Source organism: Kitasatospora sp. Xyl93 (genome assembly GCF_055383135.1).
In genome coordinates, this window is sequence record NZ_AP029185.1 from 3,071,950 (window position 1) to 3,089,681 (window position 17,732).

General features: G+C 73.9%; 20 protein-coding genes. 11 read left to right on the top strand and 9 right to left on the bottom strand.

Annotated elements, in window-relative coordinates; translation table 11 throughout:
- Nucleotides 1-50: 50 nt before the first annotated feature.
- The 3 genes from ACZ5GH_RS13500 (at nt 51) to ACZ5GH_RS13510 (ending at nt 2,972) form a co-directional block, all read left to right on the top strand.
- Nucleotides 51-1,424, top strand: coding sequence for a helix-turn-helix transcriptional regulator (locus ACZ5GH_RS13500; RefSeq protein ID WP_464334369.1), 1,374 nt, complete (start codon nt 51-53; stop codon nt 1,422-1,424).
- Nucleotides 1,425-1,511: 87 nt separating this feature from the next.
- Nucleotides 1,512-2,093, top strand: coding sequence for a hypothetical protein (locus ACZ5GH_RS13505; protein WP_387756965.1), 582 nt, complete (start codon nt 1,512-1,514; stop codon nt 2,091-2,093).
- Between the two features lie 42 nt (nt 2,094-2,135).
- Nucleotides 2,136-2,972, top strand: a complete 837-nt coding sequence (locus tag ACZ5GH_RS13510) for an NmrA family NAD(P)-binding protein (RefSeq protein WP_464334370.1) — start codon at nt 2,136-2,138, stop codon at nt 2,970-2,972.
- 57 nt (nt 2,973-3,029) lie between these two features.
- Here the strand turns inward: ACZ5GH_RS13510 and ACZ5GH_RS13515 are convergent, their stop codons facing one another.
- Nucleotides 3,030-3,737 (bottom strand): hypothetical protein, encoded by a 708-nt coding sequence (locus ACZ5GH_RS13515; RefSeq protein WP_387756963.1) that lies wholly within the window; start codon nt 3,735-3,737, stop codon nt 3,030-3,032.
- A 138-nt stretch (nt 3,738-3,875) separates the two neighbouring features.
- Nucleotides 3,876-4,808: a zinc-binding dehydrogenase gene (locus ACZ5GH_RS13520; protein ID WP_464334371.1), complete on the bottom strand. Its 933-nt coding sequence runs from the start codon at nt 4,806-4,808 to the stop codon at nt 3,876-3,878.
- Between the two features lie 80 nt (nt 4,809-4,888).
- Between ACZ5GH_RS13520 and ACZ5GH_RS13525 the strand changes: the two genes are divergently transcribed.
- The gene (locus ACZ5GH_RS13525; RefSeq protein WP_464334372.1) at nt 4,889-5,596 is read left to right on the top strand and encodes a TetR/AcrR family transcriptional regulator; all 708 of its coding nucleotides are present in this window, start codon (nt 4,889-4,891) and stop codon (nt 5,594-5,596) included.
- 97 nt (nt 5,597-5,693) lie between these two features.
- On the opposite strand, the gene ACZ5GH_RS13530 is transcribed toward ACZ5GH_RS13525, so the two are convergent.
- Nucleotides 5,694-6,014 carry a DMT family transporter gene (locus tag ACZ5GH_RS13530; protein ID WP_387756960.1) on the bottom strand — a complete coding sequence of 107 codons (321 nt, stop codon included), beginning with the start codon at nt 6,012-6,014 and terminating at the stop codon, nt 5,694-5,696.
- A gap of 7 nt (nt 6,015-6,021) precedes the next feature.
- Entirely contained in the window at nt 6,022-6,753 is a 732-nt protein-coding gene (locus ACZ5GH_RS13535; RefSeq protein WP_464334373.1) for an FMN-dependent NADH-azoreductase, read from the bottom strand.
- A 103-nt stretch (nt 6,754-6,856) separates the two neighbouring features.
- On the opposite strand from ACZ5GH_RS13535, the gene ACZ5GH_RS13540 reads away from it, so the two are divergent.
- Nucleotides 6,857-7,423, top strand: coding sequence for a TetR/AcrR family transcriptional regulator (locus ACZ5GH_RS13540; protein WP_464334374.1), 567 nt, complete (start codon nt 6,857-6,859; stop codon nt 7,421-7,423).
- A gap of 79 nt (nt 7,424-7,502) precedes the next feature.
- On the opposite strand, the gene ACZ5GH_RS13545 is transcribed toward ACZ5GH_RS13540, so the two are convergent.
- A complete protein-coding gene (locus ACZ5GH_RS13545; protein WP_464334375.1) occupies nt 7,503-8,093 on the bottom strand; it encodes a TetR/AcrR family transcriptional regulator in 591 nt (196 codons plus the stop codon).
- 85 nt (nt 8,094-8,178) lie between these two features.
- On the opposite strand from ACZ5GH_RS13545, the gene ACZ5GH_RS13550 reads away from it, so the two are divergent.
- The gene (locus ACZ5GH_RS13550; protein WP_464334376.1) at nt 8,179-9,024 is read left to right on the top strand and encodes an SDR family oxidoreductase; all 846 of its coding nucleotides are present in this window, start codon (nt 8,179-8,181) and stop codon (nt 9,022-9,024) included.
- A 73-nt stretch (nt 9,025-9,097) separates the two neighbouring features.
- Here the strand turns inward: ACZ5GH_RS13550 and ACZ5GH_RS13555 are convergent, their stop codons facing one another.
- Nucleotides 9,098-10,591 carry an MFS transporter gene (locus ACZ5GH_RS13555; protein ID WP_464336824.1) on the bottom strand — a complete coding sequence of 498 codons (1,494 nt, stop codon included), beginning with the start codon at nt 10,589-10,591 and terminating at the stop codon, nt 9,098-9,100.
- 189 nt (nt 10,592-10,780) lie between these two features.
- Here ACZ5GH_RS13555 and ACZ5GH_RS13560 point away from each other — a divergent pair, with 189 nt between their 5' ends.
- Nucleotides 10,781-11,239 (top strand): MarR family winged helix-turn-helix transcriptional regulator, encoded by a 459-nt coding sequence (locus ACZ5GH_RS13560; RefSeq protein WP_464334377.1) that lies wholly within the window; start codon nt 10,781-10,783, stop codon nt 11,237-11,239.
- A 74-nt stretch (nt 11,240-11,313) separates the two neighbouring features.
- The gene (locus ACZ5GH_RS13565; protein WP_464334378.1) at nt 11,314-11,835 is read left to right on the top strand and encodes an SMI1/KNR4 family protein; all 522 of its coding nucleotides are present in this window, start codon (nt 11,314-11,316) and stop codon (nt 11,833-11,835) included.
- Between the two features lie 228 nt (nt 11,836-12,063).
- On the opposite strand, the gene ACZ5GH_RS13570 is transcribed toward ACZ5GH_RS13565, so the two are convergent.
- Complete coding sequence (locus tag ACZ5GH_RS13570; protein ID WP_464334379.1) at nt 12,064-13,098, bottom strand: 2-dehydropantoate 2-reductase; 1,035 nt, start codon at nt 13,096-13,098, stop codon at nt 12,064-12,066.
- An 82-nt stretch (nt 13,099-13,180) separates the two neighbouring features.
- On the bottom strand, nt 13,181-14,002 hold the full coding sequence (locus tag ACZ5GH_RS13575; protein ID WP_464334380.1) for a class II aldolase/adducin family protein: 822 nt from the start codon (nt 14,000-14,002) through the stop codon (nt 13,181-13,183).
- A gap of 133 nt (nt 14,003-14,135) precedes the next feature.
- Here ACZ5GH_RS13575 and ACZ5GH_RS13580 point away from each other — a divergent pair, with 133 nt between their 5' ends.
- The 3 genes from ACZ5GH_RS13580 to ACZ5GH_RS13590 all read left to right on the top strand — a co-directional run bounded on the left by ACZ5GH_RS13580 (nt 14,136) and on the right by ACZ5GH_RS13590 (nt 16,755).
- Nucleotides 14,136-14,420: a hypothetical protein gene (locus tag ACZ5GH_RS13580; protein WP_464334381.1), complete on the top strand. Its 285-nt coding sequence runs from the start codon at nt 14,136-14,138 to the stop codon at nt 14,418-14,420.
- Nucleotides 14,417-15,556 carry a tryptophan dimethylallyltransferase family protein gene (locus tag ACZ5GH_RS13585; protein WP_464334382.1) on the top strand — a complete coding sequence of 380 codons (1,140 nt, stop codon included), beginning with the start codon at nt 14,417-14,419 and terminating at the stop codon, nt 15,554-15,556. The genes ACZ5GH_RS13580 and ACZ5GH_RS13585 overlap by 4 nt, the downstream gene beginning before the upstream one ends.
- Before the next feature lie 188 nt (nt 15,557-15,744).
- Nucleotides 15,745-16,755, top strand: coding sequence for a quinone oxidoreductase family protein (locus tag ACZ5GH_RS13590; protein ID WP_464334383.1), 1,011 nt, complete (start codon nt 15,745-15,747; stop codon nt 16,753-16,755).
- A 156-nt stretch (nt 16,756-16,911) separates the two neighbouring features.
- Here ACZ5GH_RS13590 and ACZ5GH_RS13595 read toward each other — a convergent pair whose 3' ends face one another.
- The gene (locus tag ACZ5GH_RS13595; RefSeq protein ID WP_464334384.1) at nt 16,912-17,676 is read right to left on the bottom strand and encodes a hypothetical protein; all 765 of its coding nucleotides are present in this window, start codon (nt 17,674-17,676) and stop codon (nt 16,912-16,914) included.
- Nucleotides 17,677-17,732 lie beyond the last annotated feature (56 nt).

Genomic DNA, 17,732 nt, shown 5'->3' on the forward strand with positions numbered 1-17,732 from the left:
ATCCCCCACAAGGGATCATGAGCCTGCCTGGCAGCTTGAGGAGGCATGCGATGGACTCCGGGACCGGCCCCGACGCGACCGCCGACGTACCCGCGCTCGACAGCGCAGCCGTCACGCTCTACCGGTGGACGGTCGTGCACGAGCGCCTCACCCCGGGGACCCTCGCCCAGGCCGCGTCGGAGACCGGCCTGAGCCTGCCGGAGTGCGAGGCGGCCGTCCGGCAGCTCACCGGCGCCTGCCTCTTCCAGGAACTGCGCGCCCCCGACGGCCCGGCACCCGGAGCCCCGCTACCCGACGGCCCGGCACCCGAAACCCCCACGGCCGACGCGCCGCTCGCCGGCTTCCCGCTCGCCGGCTCCCCGCTCGCCGGCTCCGCGCCGGCCGGCGCCACCATCGCCTGGCAGCCCGTCAGCCCCCAGGCCGCGACCGCGCAGCTGCTCTCCGCGCGCGACACCGCCCTGCGCGCCCGGGAGGAGGCCCTGCGCGAGCAGCGGCGGCTCATCCAGCGGCAGCGCGACGGCCTCGCGGCGCTGGTGCCCGTCTACCTCCAGGCCCGCCAGCACGCCTTCCCCCAGGGCACCATCGACCGCCTGCCGGACAAGTTCGCGGTGCGCTCGCTGCTCGCCGACGTGATCGACTCCTGCCGCAGCGAGGTGCTGGTCTCCAAGCACGGCGGGTCGTTCCCCCCGGCCGCGCTGCGCGAGGCGCTCCCGCGCGACCTCGCGCTGCTCGACCGGGGGATCCGGATGCGGAGCCTCTACCAGCACGCGACCCGCTTCGACCAGCCCACCCGGGTGCACGCGGAGCAGCTCATCGGGGCGGGCGCCGAGATCCGGACGCTGCCGGAGGTGCTGCCGCAGCTGATCATCGTGGACGGCTCGCTGGCCCTGCTGCCCGCCAGCTCCGGCGGCGCGCTGATCATCCGGGAGCCGGACCTGCTCTCCTACCTGCTGACGGTCTTCGAGCGGGACTGGGAGAACGCGACCCCGTTCGCCACCGGCCCGCAGGCCGCGCACGACGTCACCAAGACGATGAAGCAGAGCATCCTGGTGCTGCTCGCGAAGGGCCTCAAGGACGAGTCCATCGCCCGCCGCCTGGGCATCTCCCTGCGCACCTGCCGCCGCCACGTCTCCGAGCTGCTGGACAGCCTCGGCGCCCACAGCCGCTTCCAGGCCGGCGTGGTCGCGGAACGGCTGGGCCTGACCTCGCACCCGGCACCCGCCGAAGCCGGGGAGTCCGCCGCCGAGGCCGGGGAGCCCGCTCCGGCGGAGGCCTGCCCCGCGTGCGGCGGCCCGCTGACGGCGTCCGCCCCCTCCCCCGCCGGCCGGCGCCCGGGCGGCCGCCCGCCCCGCTACTGCTCACCGCGCTGCCGCTCCCGCGCCTACCGGAGCCGCCAGCGGGAACGGGCCGACGGCGTCACGTAACCCGGCTCCGGCGTGACGTAACCCACCGGCGCCGGCGCAGCGGAAACCCGGATGACCCTCCGCACCCGGTCTGCTTGACTCCCCGCCATGAGCACCTCGAACGCCCTGCCGGTCCTGCGGACCCCCAACCGGTGGGTCGCCTACGAGGCCGCCCAGCGGCTTCTGGGGATCACCGTGCACCACCGCTCGACGGAGGCGCACGCCTACGCGGAGGAGCTGACGGCGGCGGAGGCCCGGCGCCTGTTCGAGGCCTTCCCCGACCAGGTGCACCCGGGCGCCACCGGCCACGGCGTCGGGTACGACGAGGCCCGGCGGCTGCTGGCCGCGGGCGATCCCCGGGTGGACGAACTGGCCCCGTTCTCCTTCCAGTTCGACGACCGGCCGGTCGGATCGATCGAGGACCGGTTCCTCGGCCTCCTCGGCTCCTCGCCCGCCGCACTGTCCTGGAGCGGCTTCGCCTGGCCCGCCGTCCCCGAACTCGGCCTGGACCTCCGCGCCAAGAACGCCGGGGTCCAGATCGCCCTCAACAGCCGCAACGTCGACTACGACCGGCCATCGGACGACCACACGGTGTTCCTACACTTCCGTGCGGGCGACGTCCGGCGCGCCGAGTGGTTGGCCCGGTACGTGGGGCTGGCCCCCGTCGGCCCGGTGGAGCAGGGCTGGTAGCCGCCCGGGCATAGCCACCGATCGGCCGGCGTTGGGCCGGGCATGACCAGGATTCTGCTGATCGGCGCAACCGGAAGTGTGGGCAGGCACGTTGCGTCCTCGCTGGCCGAAGGCCGCCACGAGGTGCGGGCGTTGGTGCGGGACGAGGCGGAGGCCCGGCTGCCCGCCGGGGTCGAGGCCGTCCAGGGCGACCTGACGGTGCCCGGGAGTCTGGAACCGGCGCTGGCCGGCGGGGTGGAGGCGGTGTACCTGATGTGGCCTGGGCTGCCCGTTCAGCCCCGGGTGGTGGAGCTGATCGCCCGGCACGCCGAGCGCGTCGTCTACCTGTCGGCGGACGTGGCGGACCTCGCCGACGACGAGCCCGCCGTGATCTTCCACCAGGAGATCGAGCGGCTGATCCGGCGGTCGGGCCTGGGCTGGACCTTCGTCCGGGCGATCGACTTCGCGGGCAACCTGCTGGCCTGGGCGGACCAGGTGCGGGAGGGCGTGGTCCGCTGGCCGTACGGGCGGGCGCGGCGCTCGCTGGTGCACGAGCGGGACATCGCGGACGTCGTGGTGCGGGCGCTCACCGAGGACGGGCACGACGGGGCCAGGTACGTGGTCACCGGCCCGGAGTCGCTCTCGCACGCCGAGCTGGCCGGGATCATCGGCGAGGAGCTGGGCATCGCGGTGCGCTGGGAGGAACTGCCGGTGGAGACGGCCCGCGAGCAGCTGACGGCCGCCTGGGGGAACGCGGAGTTCGTGGCGGCCCGGCTGCGCGCCTGGGAGTCGTTCACGCGCGAGCCGGAGCGGGTGACCGACACCGTGCGCCAGGTGCTCGGGCGTCCGCCGCGCGACGTCCGCAGCTGGGTGCGGGATCACGCGGCGGACTTCCGCTAGGGCCTCAGGCCGTGGACGGTAGGCCGCGGAGGGTGCGCCCGGGCGCTGCGGGCGTCGTCAGTAGCGGACGGCCTTGACCACCACGGGCAGCAGGGTCATGTCCGCCGGCTGCCGGCTGAAGGCGATCGGCTCGGCCGTGCCGTTCGGCGGGATGTCCCCGGCACCGACGACGGAGCTGTCCACGGTCCTGCCGCCGGCGTCGGTGAAGTCGACCTGGACGGCGTAGGAGGCCGGGAGGGTCCCCCGGTTCCGGATGGTGACGACCACGGCGTGCAGGCCGCCGGTGTTCTGCCGCGCGACGCCGGTGACGGTGACGTCGCCCAGCGCGTTGCCGCCGTCCGTCACCCCGCCGAGCACCGAGGCGGCCTTCTCCCTGGTCATCGCCTGCTGCGCCGAGACGGACGCCTCGAAGGCGGAGGCCCTGGCGGCCTCGGCGGCGGAGGCAGAGGCGGAGGCTTCCGAGGCCGAGGCGATCGCGGCCGACGCCGAGGCCAGCAGCGACTCGGCGGCGGAGGCGATCGCGGAGGGCGGCTCGCCGGAGAAGGCGCCCGCCTCGGGCGCGGTGGCCGCGGGCGAGCCGGCGGCCGTGCCCGACGAACCGCTGCCGCAGGCCGCGAGCACGGCGACGCCGGAGGCGGCCGCGATCAGCGCGATCGTGCGCTGCGGCGTCCACCTCCGGCCCGGGCACCGGTCCCCACCCGGCGAGCGGCCGGACAACGAGAGGCGAGGCCGGCCGCGGCCGGGGAGACTGTGGAGTTCACGCACCGGGGATCCCTGTCCTGGTCGGAAGTCGGGGCCGAGGGGCCCGTACGTCCCCATGCTTGGCGGCATCCCGCTCCGCAGCGACAGCGCGTGACCCGTCCGGGTGGGCGGGCCCGCGCCCGGAAGGGGGCCGAGGCGCCCTCAGCCGCCGATGGTCAGCACCGCCTTGCCGTGCAGCCGCCGTCCGAGCAGGGCGTCGACCGCCTCGGCCGCGTCGTCCCAGTCGCCGCGCCAGGTGATGCCCGGGTCCAGCTCGCCCGCCGCCACCCGGTGGGCGAGCCAGCCGAGGTCGCGGCCGAGGCCGGTGCAGCCGAGGAGGTAGAAGGAGACCACCGAGCGGTCGTGCCGGTCCGCGTCGCCGAAGAGGGTGCCGAACGCGAAGTCCTCCCCCTGCCCGGAGCTGTGACCGGTGGCGACCAGGGTGCCGCCCGGCCCCAACGCCTGGTAGGCCTCGACCAGTTGGGGGCCGCCGACGACGTCGACCACGCCGTCGACCGGCCCGGCGGTCTCCTTCGGCGAGGCGACCACCTCGTGGGCGCCGAGCCGGTGCAGCAGCTCGCCGTTCCGGTCGGGCGAGCCGGTGGACGCCACGACGTGGGCGCCCGCCGCCCGGGCGAGCTGGACGGCGTAGCGACCGACGCCGCCGGTGGCGCCGGTGACCAGGACGCTGCGGCCGAGCAGCGGGCCGATACGGTGCAGCGCGCGCAGGGCGCTGGCGGCGGCGACCGGAATGGTGGCGAGGGCGGCCAGGTCGGCCCCGGCGGGCGCGGCGCCGATCAACCCGGTGTCCACCGCCCGCAGTTCGGCCCAGCCACCGGCGGGCATCAGGGTGACCACCGGGGTCCCCGCGGCGGGGCCCGAGCCGTCGGCGGCGGCGCGTTCCACGATTCCGGCGGCGTCCCAGCCGAGGACGGTGCCCTCGGGGGCCATGTCGAGGCCGAAGGCGACCTCGCCGTAGTTGAGCGAGGTCGCGGTGACCCGCACCAACGCCTGGTGGGGCGCCGGTTCGGGGTCCGGGGCCGTGCCGAGGCGCAGGCCGCCGGGGGCCGAGCGGTCTACCAGGAGTGCGCGCATGGAGGATCCTCCCCATAGATTCTGCCACTGAGTGGCATAAGCCTACAGGTGGCATGCCGAATCCCACTAGACTGACCGCGATGACTCCCGAGAAGGCCACCGCCACGGCACCGCAGCGGGGCGCCGAACAGGCCCCCGAGTCCGCGGACGCCAAGCTCCCGCTGCGCGAGCGCAAGAAGCTGCGCACCCGTCAGGCGCTGATCGACACCGCCCTGGAGCTGTTCGGCGAGCACGGCTTCGACGGGGTGACGCTGGACCGGCTCTGCGAGGCCGTCGAGGTCTCCAAGCGGACCTTCTTCCGCGCGTTCACCAGCAAGGAAGACGTCGCGATGGCGCCCACCCAGGACCTGTGGACGACGTTCCTGGAGGTGCTGGAGAGCCGCCCGCCGGACGACGGCCGGCTGATGACCGTCCTGGAGCGGACCCTCGCCGAGGCGATCGACCGGATGCCGGCCGACGGCTGGGCCGAACGTGCCCTGGCGAGCCGCCGGCTGGCCGCCCGGACGCCCTCGATGGACGCCCACGGGCTGGCCTTCTGCGAACGGACGACCCGGGAGGCGGTGTCGGCGGTCGACCGCCGGTTCGCCCTCGACGGCCCCGGATCGGGCGCCGCGCTGCGCACCCGGCTGGCGGTGGACATGCTGGTCGCCGCGTTCCACCAGGCGATGGACGGCTGGGTGGCGCAGCCGTCCGGGCACACCCGCGCGGACCTGGTACGGCGGCTCCGGGCGGCCTGCGCCGAACTGCCGGGCGCGCTCGCGGCGACGGTCGAACCGCGGCGGGGCTGAGCGCGACCCGGCAGGGCGGCGGGGGTTGAGCCCGGCCCGGCCGCAGGGCGGCGGGGTGAGCGGCCCGGCAGGGCAGCGGCGGGGCTCGGCGCGGTTCTCAGTCCGCGGCGGTGAGCCGGGCGAGGACGAGCCCGGCGACGATCAGCGCCAGCGCGGCCGCCCGGCCCGCGCCGAGCGACTCGTGCCGCAGCACGGTCCCGAGCGTGATCGCCCCGACCGTACCGATGCCGGTGAACATCGCGTAGGCGAGCCCGGCCGGGAGGTCGCGCATGGCCCGCGAGAGCAGGTAGACGGAGAGCGCGCCGAGCAGGACGCACAGTGCGGTGGGGCCGGGGCGGGTGAAGCCGTCGGTCGGCTTGATGCTCTGCGACCAGACGACCTCGACCAGCCCGGCGGCGAGCAGGACGAGCCAGGACACGGCCGCCTCACCCCCGCCCGCCGGCGCGCACCCCGCCCGCCCCGGACGCCTCCCGGGCCCCGGACGCCTCGCCCGCTCCGGATGCCTCGCGCGCCAGCCGCCGCCCGGCCTCGGCGGCCCCGGCCAGGGCGGTGGCCAGCGACTCCTCGTGCAGCGGCAGCCGTTCGGCCAGCGCCGGGTCCACCGTCGCGTTCGCCAGTTCGGCGCCGATGACCAGGGTGTCCTCGACCGCGTAGTGCCCCTGGAAGAAGTCCACCAGGTAGCGCGTCTGGTGGTCGAAGGGCGCGCGCGGCATGCCCGGCCGGTAGGAGCCGCCCTGGGCGGAGGCGACCACGAAGCGCCGCGGCCGCAGGTTCATCTTCGGGAAGGTGACCTGGTCGATCCAGAGCTTGAGCTGGGCCGGGACGCCGAAGTTGTACATCGGCGAGCCGATCAGGACGACGTCGGCGGCGAGCAGTTCGGCGAGCAGCGGTTCGAGGACGGCCCAGGCCGCGCGCTCGGCGTCGGTGCGGACCGCCTCGTGGTAGCGGTCGGGTTCGACGATGCCCTCGCGGAGCATGGTGTCGCAGATCGTCGTCCAGGCCTCGCCGATCGGCGGCACCGGCTGGGCCGCGAGGTCGCGGTAGGTGTAGCCGCCCTGCGGCGCTTCGGCGCGCCAGGCCTCGGCGAAGGCCGCGCCGATCCGGCGGGAGAACGAGCCTCGGCGGGCGCTGGCGTCGAGGTGGAGGAGCTGTGGCATGACGGTACCCCCGGGAAAGCCATAAGCGGACACGGCGTCCACTTGACTGATGCCGATGCTAGCCGCAAAGTGGACGCAGCGTCCACTTGTTAGGATGGGGCCCATGCCACCCACCGAACGCGCCGATGCCGCCCGCAACCGCCTCAAGGTGCTCCGGGCGGCCGAGCAGCTGTTCACGACCCGCGACCCGTCCACGGTGACCATGGAGGACATCGCCCGGGCGGCGGGCGTCGGCCGCGGCACGCTCTACCGCCGCTATCCGGACCGCGCCTCGATCGCCCGTGCCCTGCTGGACGCCCACGAGCACGAGATCCAGGAGCAACTCCTGCGCGGGGAGGGCCCGTTGGGCCCGGAGTCGGCGGCCACCCCGGCCGAGCGGCTGAGCGCCTTCTACTCGGCGATGGTCCACCTGCTGGAGCGCCACTCCCACCTGCTACTCGGCGCCGAGACCGGCCCGGCCCGACTGGCCACCGGCGCCTACGGCTTCTGGCGCGCACACGTCCGGATGCTGGCCGCGGCGGCCCGGGCCGAGGACCCGGACGTGCTCGCCGACCAGCTGCTGGCACCGCTCGCCCCGGAGCTGTACCGCCACCACCGCGACCGGGGCGTCTCGCCCGAACGCATCGAGGCGGGGCTCCGCCTGCTCGCCCACCGGATGCTCGGCGACTGAGGCCCGGGCCCGCCCGTCAGCCCGCCGGCCAGCCCGCCGCGCCGCCGCCCCGCCAGCCCGCCGCCTCCGGACGAGACGCCTACGCGGCCCGCAGGGAGTCGAGCCAGCGCAGCAGCCGGGCCCCTTCGCGGGTCACGACCTCCGGGTCGCGCAGCGCGTTGGCCAGGAGGGACATGCCCTGGTAGCCGGACACCAGGGTGAGGGCCATTCCGTCCGGATCGGGCTGCCCCAGCTCGCGGAACTGGCCCGCGACCCAGTCGAGCAGCCGCCGCACCACCACACCGACCTCCACGTCGAGGTCCCCGTCGGCCCGCTTGTCGAGCTCGACGGCCAGGGTGCCGGTCGGGCAGCCGTACCGGGCGGCGTCGTCGCGCAGGTCGATCCAGGCCTCGACCAGCGCCCTGAGCCGGTCGACCGGGTCGGGCAACCGCTCCAGCCGGTCGGTGAGTTCGCCCAGGCGCGCGCTGTGCTCGGAGAGCGCGGCGCGGACCAGGTCGTCCTTGGTCTTGAAGTAGTAGTAGACGTTCCCGACCGGGACGTCCGCCTCGCGCGCGATGTCGGCGAGGGTGGTGCGCTCGACGCCCTGCACGTACAGGACCCGGACCGCCGCCGCGGTGAGCCGCCGGCGCTTCTGCGACGCCGCCGCGCGCCGGTTCACTGAGTCAGCCACCCGACTGACTATAGACAGCCGCCCGCCCGGACGGCTACGGTCCTTCTCAGTCAGCCAACTAACTCACTCAACCTCAGGGGCGGAAATGATCACGGTGACGGGCGCGACCGGAAACATCGGGCGGACGCTGGTGGACCTGCTGGCCGGGGCGGGCGAGCAGGTGGTGGCCGTGTCCCGGCAGCCGCAGCCCGCCCACCCGGCGGCCGGGGTCCGCTGGGCCCGGGGCGGGCTCGACGACGTCGCGAGCCTGCGCCCCGCACTCGAAGGGGCCCGCGCGCTGTTCGTCGTCCTGGGCGGCGAGCTCAACAGCCACGGCGAGGGCCCGGACGCCCTGCTCTCGGCGGTCGCGGAGGCCGGGGTGGGCCGGATCGTGCTGGTCTCCTCGCAGGCCAACACCACCCGGCCGGACCTGCCCTCGCACGTCCGGCTGCGCGAGTTCGACGCCGCCGTCCGAGCCTCCGGACGGGAGTTCACCGTCCTGCGCCCCGGCGCCTTCGCCTCCAACGCCTTCGCCTGGGCCGGGACGGTCCGCACGGAGCGGACGGTCTACGCGCCGTTCGGCGGCGTGGGGCTGCCCGTCGTCGACCCGGCGGACATCGCGGCGGTGGCCGCGGCCGCCCTGCTCGAGGACGGGCACGGCGGCCGCACGTACGACCTGACCGGGCCCGAGGCGATCGGGCCGCGCCGGCAGGCCGAGGTCATCGCCGAGGCCCTGGGCGAGGAGGTGGCCTTCGTGGAGCTGTCCCGCGAGCAGGCCCACGCGCACCTGGCGCGGTTCATGCCCGAGCAGGTGATCCCCGGGACGCTGGACGTCCTCGGCGCCCCGCTCCCGGCCGAGCAGGCGGTCAGCCCCGACGTGGCGACCGTGCTGCGCCGCCCGGCCGCGCCCTTCCGGGCCTGGGTCGAGCGCAACCTGCCGGCGTTCCGGTAGTGCCGGCCGGCACCCCGGGCGCGCGCCAGGCGCACGCAGCGCGGCGCACGCCCGGGGCGGGGCTCGGCAGGACTCAGCCGGTGGTGGGCTTCGCCACCTCCGCGCCCGCCGTCCCGGTTTCCGCCGCCTCCGCGCCCGCCGGGGCGGGGACGGCCCGCAGCCGGGGAGCCGGCGGCACGGGGATGACGGCGGCGACGGCGGCCGCGATCAGCGCGACGACGCAGCCGATCACCAGGCCGACCCGGAAGCCGCCCTCCGACGGCAGGGCGTGCCCGCCCAGGGAGATGGTCATCTGCGACAGCACCACACCCATCACGGCGGCGGACACCGAGGTGCCCAGCGAGCGCATCAGGGTGTTGAAGCTGTTCGCCGAGGCCGTGGCGGACAGCGGCACCGCGCTCATGATCAGTGCGGGCATCGCGCCGTAGGCCAGGCCCACACCGCTGTTGCAGACGATCGTCACGATCAGCACGCCCCAGGTGGAGCCCATCAGCGGCAGCGCCAGCCCGTACCCGACGGCGATCGTCAGCGCCCCGGCGACCAGGGTGAACTTCGGTCCCCGCGCGGTCGACAGCTTGCCGCCCAGCGGGGAGACCACCATCATCATCAGCCCGCCGGGCGCCATCCACAGGCCCATCGCCAGCATGGACTGCCCCAGCCCGTAGCCGGTGGCCTCCGGCAGCTGGAGCAGCTGCGGCACGATCAGGGCCTGGGCGTACATGCCGAAGCCGACCAGGACGGAGGCGGCGTTGGTCAGCAGCACCCGCGGGCGCGCGGTGACCCGCAGGTCCACCAGCGGGTCGCCGACCCGCAGCTCCCAGCGGGCCCAGAGCATCAGGATCGCGGCGGAGGCGGTGAACAGGCCGAGGGTCCGGGTGCTGCCCCAGCCCCAGTCGCCGCCCTTGGAGACGGGCAGCAGCAGGCAGACCAGCCCGACGCTCAGACCGAGCGCGCCGACGAAGTCGAACCGGCCGCCGGTGGGGCGGTGGCCGGTGGCGGCGGGAGCCGGGACGACGCTCCAGAGCATGCCGATGATGACGACGGCCAGCACGGCGGTACCCCAGAACAGCACCCGCCAGCTGGCGTAGTCGGCGACGCCGGCCGCGATCGGCAGGCCGAGGCCGCCGCCGATTCCCATGGAGGCGCTGACCAGCGCGATCGCCGAGCCGAGCCGCTCGGGCGGCAGCACGTCGCGCAGCAGGCTGATGCCGATCGGCACCAGGCCCATGCCCATCCCCTGCAGCGCCCGGCCGGCGATCATCGGCACCACCGAGTCGGCCACCGCGCACAGCACCGAGCCGAGCAGCAGCGGGACGCAGGAGGCGATGAGCATCGTCCGCTTGCCCAGGAGGTCGCCGAGGCGGCCGCTGATCGGAACGAAGACGGCGGCGGAGAGCAGGGTCGCGGTGATGACCCAGGAGGCGTTGGACGCGGTGGTGTGCAGGAGTTGCGGGAGTTCGCTGATCAGCGGGGTGACCAGGGTCTGCATGATCGCGGCGACGGTGCCGGTGAAGGCGAGCGTCGCCACGATCGGACCGGTGCGGGCGGTGGGGGCGGGGCCGTTGATGACGGGCCTCCTCGGGCGGTCGGGGGGAGCAGGAGTGTGCACTTCGCACATCATGTGCAGACAGCACAGGCTTATCAGGCTACACATGATGTGCGTCATGCACATCGTGTGGGTTGCGCACATGTCTGGCATACTGGACGTGATCGACGAAGAACCCGCAGGTCAACGCGGTGATGAAGGGACTTCGACATGGCCAGCCCCACGCACGAGGTCGCCCTCGAATTCCTGGTGTTCGCCCGGCACCGCGACCTCAACCAGGTCGACGACCGCCGCCCCGAGGGCAGCCAGCTCGAACGCGGCGCCTACATCCTGCTCAGCCGGGTCGAGGCCCAGGGGCCCATGTCGATCGGCCAGCTCAGCGACGCCTTCGGCCTGGACGTCTCCACCCTCAACCGCCAGACGGCGGCGCTGAAGAGCGCGGGCCTCCTCGAACGCATCCCGGACCCGGACGGCGGCATCGCCCGCAAGTTCCGCCTGACCGAGGAGGGCCGGCGCCGTCTGGACAGCGAACGGGAGGCGCACGTCCGGGCGTTGAACCTGGTGATGGCCGACTGGCCGGTGGAGGACATCGCCGGCTTCGCGGAGTACCTGCGCCGCTTCAACACCGGCATCGAACGCCTCGACGGCCGTCCCTGGCCCCGGAGTTGAGAGGGGCGACCGGCCCCGGGGATGTAGGAGACGGCCCGTACCCTTCGCTCGGACCCACAGAGAGGGAGAGCGGAATGGCGACACTCGACGAGATCAGGGCGCTGCTGGGAGAGCCCGGCTTCCACTGGTCCGACCCGGCCCCATGGGCGCGGCTGGAGCGGGAGCTCGGGGTCTCCCTGCCCGCCGACTTCCGGGAGTTCACCGACGCCTACGGCCCGGTGGAGATCAACGAGCAGCTGTACCTGGACCACCCCGGCCACCCGGTCCGGGACCTGGGCGAGAAGATCGCGGGCTGGATCGAGCACTGGAGCGACGAGGACGACGCGGAGTTCCTCCCCGCCCCGGCCGGCTCGGGCCCCGGCGAGCTGCTGCCGGTCGCCACCGCCACCACCGGGGAGTTCGTCTTCCTGCGGGTGCCGGACGAACCGTCGGCGCCGTGGAGCGTGGGCGTGCTGGAGACGGACACCCTGGAGTACGTCCCCTACGACGAACTGGCCTTCGGCGACTGGCTGCTGGCGTACCTCCGGGGCGAGGACGTCACTGTGCACTCCCACAACTTCGCCCCGGACGGCCCCTTCTACCGCCCGCTGACCTGATGTGACCTGAGGTGAACCGGCCTGGTCGTGGCCTGGCGGGGCCTCCGGTACGGGCAGGCCCGACATGCCCCGCACGACGCGGCCGGGCACCCGCCTGACAAGCGGCTGCCGATCCGCGCGAAGGAAGTCGGCCGGGCCGACTTCCTTCGCAGCGGGTGGGAGCGCGGCTCTGCCGAACTCCCCCGGCCGAGCACGATCGGCCACCCTGCGAGCGGCGCCGGCGCCGCGCTAGCCGGCCGGGGCGAGTTCGGCGAGGAGGGCGGGGCCGGACCACTGCGGGGCGGTGCCCGGGGCGGCGGCCTCGGCCTCGCGGACGAGGGCGATCAGCCGGGAGTTGGCGGGGGCGGTGAGGCCATGGCGCTCCGCCAGGGCGACGATCTCGCCCTGGAGCGAGTCGATCTCGGTGGGGCGGCCCCGCTGGAAGTCCTCCCACATCGAGGAGCGGGCGGTGGCGTCGATCTGCAGGCTGGCCCCGGCCAGCTCGTGGAACCGCGCGTCCGGCAGTTCGAGCACCTGCGGCATCACCTCCGGCGGCACCGGCCCGAGCTGGGCCGGCACCACCCCGGCGGCCCGGAACACCGCAAGCGCCTCCAGCTGGCAGCGCGCCACGCACTGCCGGTACGCCAGCTGCCCGACCTGGTCGCGCAGCGGCAGGCCGGAGAGCGCGTTGACCGCGTTGTTCAGGTTCATCAGCAGCTTCGCCGCCTGGACGGCCGGCATGTCCGCCCGCAGCTCCAGCTGCAGACCGCTCGCCCGGGCCGCCTCGGCGAGCGCGTTCGCCCCGTCCTCGTCGGCCAGCATCAGCGACCCGGCACTGCCCTGGTGGAAGGCGGCGGCGCCGGTCCGCACCACGTTGTACGGCACCATGCCGGCCAGCACCCGATGGGACGGCAGCGCGGCCGCGAGCGCGTCCGCGTTGCGCAGGCCGTTCTGGAAGCTCACCACCACCGTGTCGGGGCCGAGGTGCGGGGCCAGCTCCCGGGCGGCGGTCGCGGTGTCGGCCGACTTCACCGTCACCAGGACGTAGTCGGCGCCGGACGCGGCCCGGGGGTCGGTGGCGACGGTCAGCTCCCGCACCTCGCGTCGGGCCTCGCCCGGGCCGGTGAGGGTCAGCCCCTCCGCGTCGATCGCCGCCATCGCCGCCGGGCGGCCGATCAGGGCGACCTCGGCGGTCGAGGCGAGCATGCCGCCGAGGTGGCAGCCGATGGAACCGGCACCGAACACGGCGATCCGGAGCCTGCGCTGGGCGGGGGCGGTGGACACGGGGCTGCTCCAGGGCTGGGCGAGGACGGCGGCGTGGTCGGGGCGGGGCTCGGAAGGGCGGGGACGGGACCGGGGAAGCCGGTCAGTCGAAGAGGTCGGGGTCGGAGAGGGTGATCTGGTCCCACAGCGGCCGGGCCTGGAACCAGCCGGCCAGCGAGGTCCCGATCTGGTCGCGGGTGATCAGCGCGGTCTCGCGGTCGATCAGCTTGGGGGTGCCGGCCGCCATCGCGAGCAGCTGCGCCTGGCAGGAGCGCTCCATGGTGACGAACCACCAGACCGCCTCGGCCACCGACTGCCCGACCGTGAGCAGGCCGTGGTTCTGCAGGATCACCGCCTTGTGGCTCGCCAGCGCGGCGGCCACCCGCTTGCCCTCCTCGGTCTCGGTGACGACGCCCCGGTAGTCGCTGTACAGGCCGTGGTCCTCGAAGAAGACGCAGGCGTCCTGGGTGATCGGGTCGAGCGGGATGCCGAGGCTGGAGAAGGCCTTGCCGTAGAGGGAGTGCGAGTGCGCGGCGGCGACGGCGTCCGGGCGGGCGGCGTGCACCTGGGAGTGGATCGCGAACGCGGCCCGGTTCACCGGCCGGTTGCCGTGCAGCAGGGTGCCCTCGTGGTCGACCAGGATCAGGTCGGAGGCCTTGATCTGGTTGAAGCTCATGCCGAACGGGTTCACCCAGAACCAGCTCGGGTTCTCCGGGTCGCGGACGGTGATGTGCCCGGCGACGCCCTCCGAGAAGCCGAACCGGCCGAACAGCCGGAACCCGGCCGCCAGTTGCTCCTTGCGGTACTGGCGCTCCTCCTCCACCGAGTCGAAGACCGGCGGCAGCGGCAGGGTCACCCCCTCCGGGGCCGGGCCGACGACGCCGGTCGCCGCGTACGGGTCGGTGGACTGCTGTGGTGCGGACATGGCGACTCCCGGGGCTGCGGCGACGAGTGGGCAGAGGCGGACTGAACCAGAGATGCGTTCGAAAGATTCATACCTTTGGAACCAGCCCTATGGCTATGATCAATCTGATCATCGATCAGGGGGAGGAGCAACGATGCGCAAGGTATTGGCAACGCTGGCAGTTGGAGTCGTGACGGGTGCCGCCGTGCTCGGCGGCATGTCGGCCACCGCCGTCGCCGGCCAGCTCAACGAACCGAACCAGGGCGACGTGGTGCAGCTCAACGAGCCCAACCAGACAGTCATCGGCCAGCGCAACGAGCCCAACCAGACAGTCATCGGCCAGCGCAACGAGCCCAACCAGACAGTCATCGGCCAGCGCAACGAGCCCAACCAGGGTGTGGCCCCGCAGCTGAACGAGCCTGTCCCGTCGGGCCGGTGACCGCCCCGCAGCTGCGCTACGCCCCACCCGCCCTGGCCCCCTTCCAGGCCCCGGACAAGAGCTTCGGGCAGTTCCTGGAAGAGCAGTGGACAGCCGTCTGCCGGGGCCTGGGGACGGGCGAGCCGGAGACCACCCGCGTACTGCGGGACCTGCGGGACGTGCTCAGCCCGTGGGGCGCCCAGCCCATCGGGACGCAGTGCACTCCGCCCTCGTTCGTGTCCTCCGACGGCTTCCCCGCCGAGCTCTCCGTCAGCTGGAAGGCGGGCCGGCCGGAGGTCCGCATCCTGTTCGAGTCGCTGAGCGCCGACCGCACGCCGCTCGGATGCCAGGAGGCCGGGCGGCAGTTGACGCGCCGGCTCGCCGATCGGCCGGGAGCGAGCATCGCGCGGTACCTCGACGTCGAGGACCTGTTCGTCACGCCCGATCCCGACCGCAACCGGCCCACCGTCTGGCACTCCCTGGCCTGGCAGCCCGGCGAACGTCCGCACTACAAGGTCTACCTCAACCCGCAGGCGCACGGCCTGGCCCGCACCCACGAGGTGATGGCGGAGGCCATGCACCGACTGGGACTGGCTGCGGCCTGGGAACCGGTGGGACGGCGCTGCGACGAACTCGCCCGGCGGGGGCACGAGGTGGAGTTCTTCGCCCTCGACCTGGACGGCGGAAGCGCCTCGCGGGTGAAGGTCTACTTCCGCCATCTCCCCATGTCGATGGACGAGTTGGACACGGTGGCCGCCCTGGCGCACCGCCACGACTCGGTGCGGGCGGCCCGCGCACGGGCCGTGATCTACGGGCGGGACGGCGGGATCGACGGCGGGATCGTGGACAACGAGCCGATGACCTGCCTGGCGTTCCGCGAGGGCGCGGTCGGCCCCGAGGAGGCCAACGTCTACCTGCGGCTGCCCGGCAACGCCCGCAGCGACGCCGAGGCCGCCGCGCGCGTCGCGGAGCTGATGCGGATCGAGGGAGTCGACCCGCGCCCGCACGCCGAGGTCCTCAGCCGCCTGACGGCCGGGCTGCCGGAGGGCGACACCGGCGTGCAGGAGCTGTGCAGCTACCGGACCATCGCACCGGGTGTTCCGGCACACATCGGGCTGTACCTGCGCTTCAACGCCTACACGCAGGCCGAGGGCTGACCCGACATCGGCGCATGACCACAGTGGGCCTCGCGTCCCCCGGCCCCGCGCCAGCGCCGGTGACCACGCCTGCCTGACGGATGGCGCACATCATCGCCTCCCGCCCCGGCCCGGGTGTATTGCCCCTTGTCGGGAATCGGATCGCCGTCAACGGGGTTGGTGGGGCACGAGCCGTTATTGGAGGGGTCATGCGAGCGATTCAGGTGTACGAAGTGGGCGGTCCCGAGGTGCTGCAGGAGGCCGAGGTGGACCAGCCGCGGCCCGGTCCGGGCGAGGCGGTCGTGGAGGTCGCCGCATCCGGGGTCAACTTCCTCGATGTCTACCACCGCGAGGGCAGGTACAGCCTCCCGCTGCCCTTCACCCCGGGCGCCGAGGGCGCCGGCACGGTCGTCGAAGTCGGCCCCGGCGTCGCGGACGTCGCAGTGGGGGACCGGGTCGGTTGGGTGGAGACTCCCGGCACGTATGCCGAGCGGGCCGTCGTGGACTCCTCCCGGCTGGTGCCGCTGCCCGACGACATCGGCTTCGAGACAGCCGCCGCCGTGCTCCTCCAAGGCATGACCGCGCACTATCTCGTCAAGGACGCCTACCCGGTCCAGGAAGGCGACACGGTGCTCGTGCATGCGGCTGCCGGTGGCATGGGGCTGCTTCTGACCCAGCTCATCACCCATCTCGGCGGCAGGGTGATCGGCACGACGTCGACTGCGGCGAAGGCCGGCCTGGCGAAGCGCGCCGGGGCCGCCGAGGTGATCCTCTCGTCCGCGGTCGACGACCTCGCAGCCGAGGTGAGGCGGCTCAACGGCGGCCAGGGACTGCCGGTGGTCTTCGACGGCGTCGGCGCGCACACCTTCGATGCGAGCCTCGCCAGCCTGCGAACCCGTGGTCATCTCGTGCTCTTCGGCGCGGCAAGTGGTGCCGTGCCGCCGTTCGACCCGATTCGGCTCGCCCACGGCGGTTCGCTGACCCTGATCCGGCCCAGCCTCGGGGACTACATCGCCGATCGGTCCGAACTGCTCCGACGGGCCGCCGATGTGTTCGAGTGGGTGCGCTCCAAGGCACTTGAGGTCACCGTGACGGGCCGCTACGCATTGTCCGAGGCCGCCCAGGCCCACAGTGATCTGGAGGCTCGGCGTACCACCGGCAAGCTGCTCGTCATACCCGATGCGGCCGCTCTGGGACGCCGCGAGGAGACGCAGAGCTGATCGCGGGTGACGAAGTCGGGGATCTCGGGGGGCTCGGATGCCGAGGGCATGGCCGACCGTCATCGCCGAGATCCCCGACCGCGTCGGGCGCTCAGCAGGTCACCTGACTCGCCAGTCCACAAGCTCCCGGGACGGGACAGCCAGGGAGCTGATCCATCACGGCGCCGGGATCTCCCGGTCGGACTTCCCGTCCTCCTCGGTAGCCCACTCCGGCGGCGTGGAGGGAGCGTCGCGCTCCGGCCACGAGGTCGGAGCTGGGCCGAAAGCGCGGCGGCAGGCCCGCACCGTCAGAGCGGCGAGGCCCGCGTTGGCGCCGCCGCCGATCACGGCGCCGATGCCGAACGGCGCCACCCGGCCGAGAACGATGATGCCCTGCTTGGTCCCGTACTTCGTGACGAAGTGCCTCCCGAGGATCTTGTTGATCCGACGCAGTGTCTCCATGGGCACTTTGGCGACGACCTGGCGGCCCCAGTGCTGCCCGGTACGCTCGGCGACCTTCGTGATGGTGCCGGCGCCGCTCCCGCCGAGCATGACGCCCATGACGATCGTCCGGCGGCGTTCGAGTTCGTCGATGGGGACGCCGTGGACCTCGGCCACCGAGAGCGCGAAGAGGGCGCTCAGCTCGAAGGAGGAGAGGAACTCGCCCGCTGACAGGGCCAGCGCCACTCCCGTGCCGACACGGGGAGCGGCGGCGACTCCGCCGACCGCGGCTCCCGTCCCGGCCAGGGCACTGACGTACATGCGTTCCAGGTTGCGGATCACCTGCTCCGGGGTCGCCTCCGGGTTCCGCTGCCGGGCGCGGGCGATGTTCTTGCGCACCAGCGGGGTCTGGAGCTCGATGGCCTTGTCCAGGAGATCGAGAATTCGTCGGCCGGGTATGGACGTTGCCGACTCCGGCTCGTCGGTGGCACCGGTTGCCATGCCGTGGGGCTCCTTGGGTCGTCGTGACCCAGGGAGTCTCCCACCCGACCGGGCGG

Bases quoted from the DNA above. Each gene is read 5' to 3' on its own strand.
- ACZ5GH_RS13500 (WP_464334369.1), top strand. From the start codon at position 51: ATGGACTCCGGGACCGGCCCCGACGCGACCGCCGACGTACCCGCGCTC.
- ACZ5GH_RS13505 (WP_387756965.1), top strand. From the start codon at position 1,512: ATGAGCACCTCGAACGCCCTGCCGGTCCTGCGGACCCCCAACCGGTGG.
- ACZ5GH_RS13510 (WP_464334370.1), top strand. From the start codon at position 2,136: ATGACCAGGATTCTGCTGATCGGCGCAACCGGAAGTGTGGGCAGGCAC.
- ACZ5GH_RS13520 (WP_464334371.1), bottom strand. From the start codon at position 4,808: ATGCGCGCACTCCTGGTAGACCGCTCGGCCCCCGGCGGCCTGCGCCTC.
- ACZ5GH_RS13525 (WP_464334372.1), top strand. From the start codon at position 4,889: ATGACTCCCGAGAAGGCCACCGCCACGGCACCGCAGCGGGGCGCCGAA.
- ACZ5GH_RS13535 (WP_464334373.1), bottom strand. From the start codon at position 6,753: ATGCCACAGCTCCTCCACCTCGACGCCAGCGCCCGCCGAGGCTCGTTC.
- ACZ5GH_RS13540 (WP_464334374.1), top strand. From the start codon at position 6,857: ATGCCACCCACCGAACGCGCCGATGCCGCCCGCAACCGCCTCAAGGTG.
- ACZ5GH_RS13550 (WP_464334376.1), top strand. From the start codon at position 8,179: ATGATCACGGTGACGGGCGCGACCGGAAACATCGGGCGGACGCTGGTG.
- ACZ5GH_RS13560 (WP_464334377.1), top strand. From the start codon at position 10,781: ATGGCCAGCCCCACGCACGAGGTCGCCCTCGAATTCCTGGTGTTCGCC.
- ACZ5GH_RS13565 (WP_464334378.1), top strand. From the start codon at position 11,314: ATGGCGACACTCGACGAGATCAGGGCGCTGCTGGGAGAGCCCGGCTTC.
- ACZ5GH_RS13575 (WP_464334380.1), bottom strand. From the start codon at position 14,002: ATGTCCGCACCACAGCAGTCCACCGACCCGTACGCGGCGACCGGCGTC.
- ACZ5GH_RS13580 (WP_464334381.1), top strand. From the start codon at position 14,136: ATGCGCAAGGTATTGGCAACGCTGGCAGTTGGAGTCGTGACGGGTGCC.
- ACZ5GH_RS13590 (WP_464334383.1), top strand. From the start codon at position 15,745: ATGCGAGCGATTCAGGTGTACGAAGTGGGCGGTCCCGAGGTGCTGCAG.
- ACZ5GH_RS13595 (WP_464334384.1), bottom strand. From the start codon at position 17,676: ATGGCAACCGGTGCCACCGACGAGCCGGAGTCGGCAACGTCCATACCC.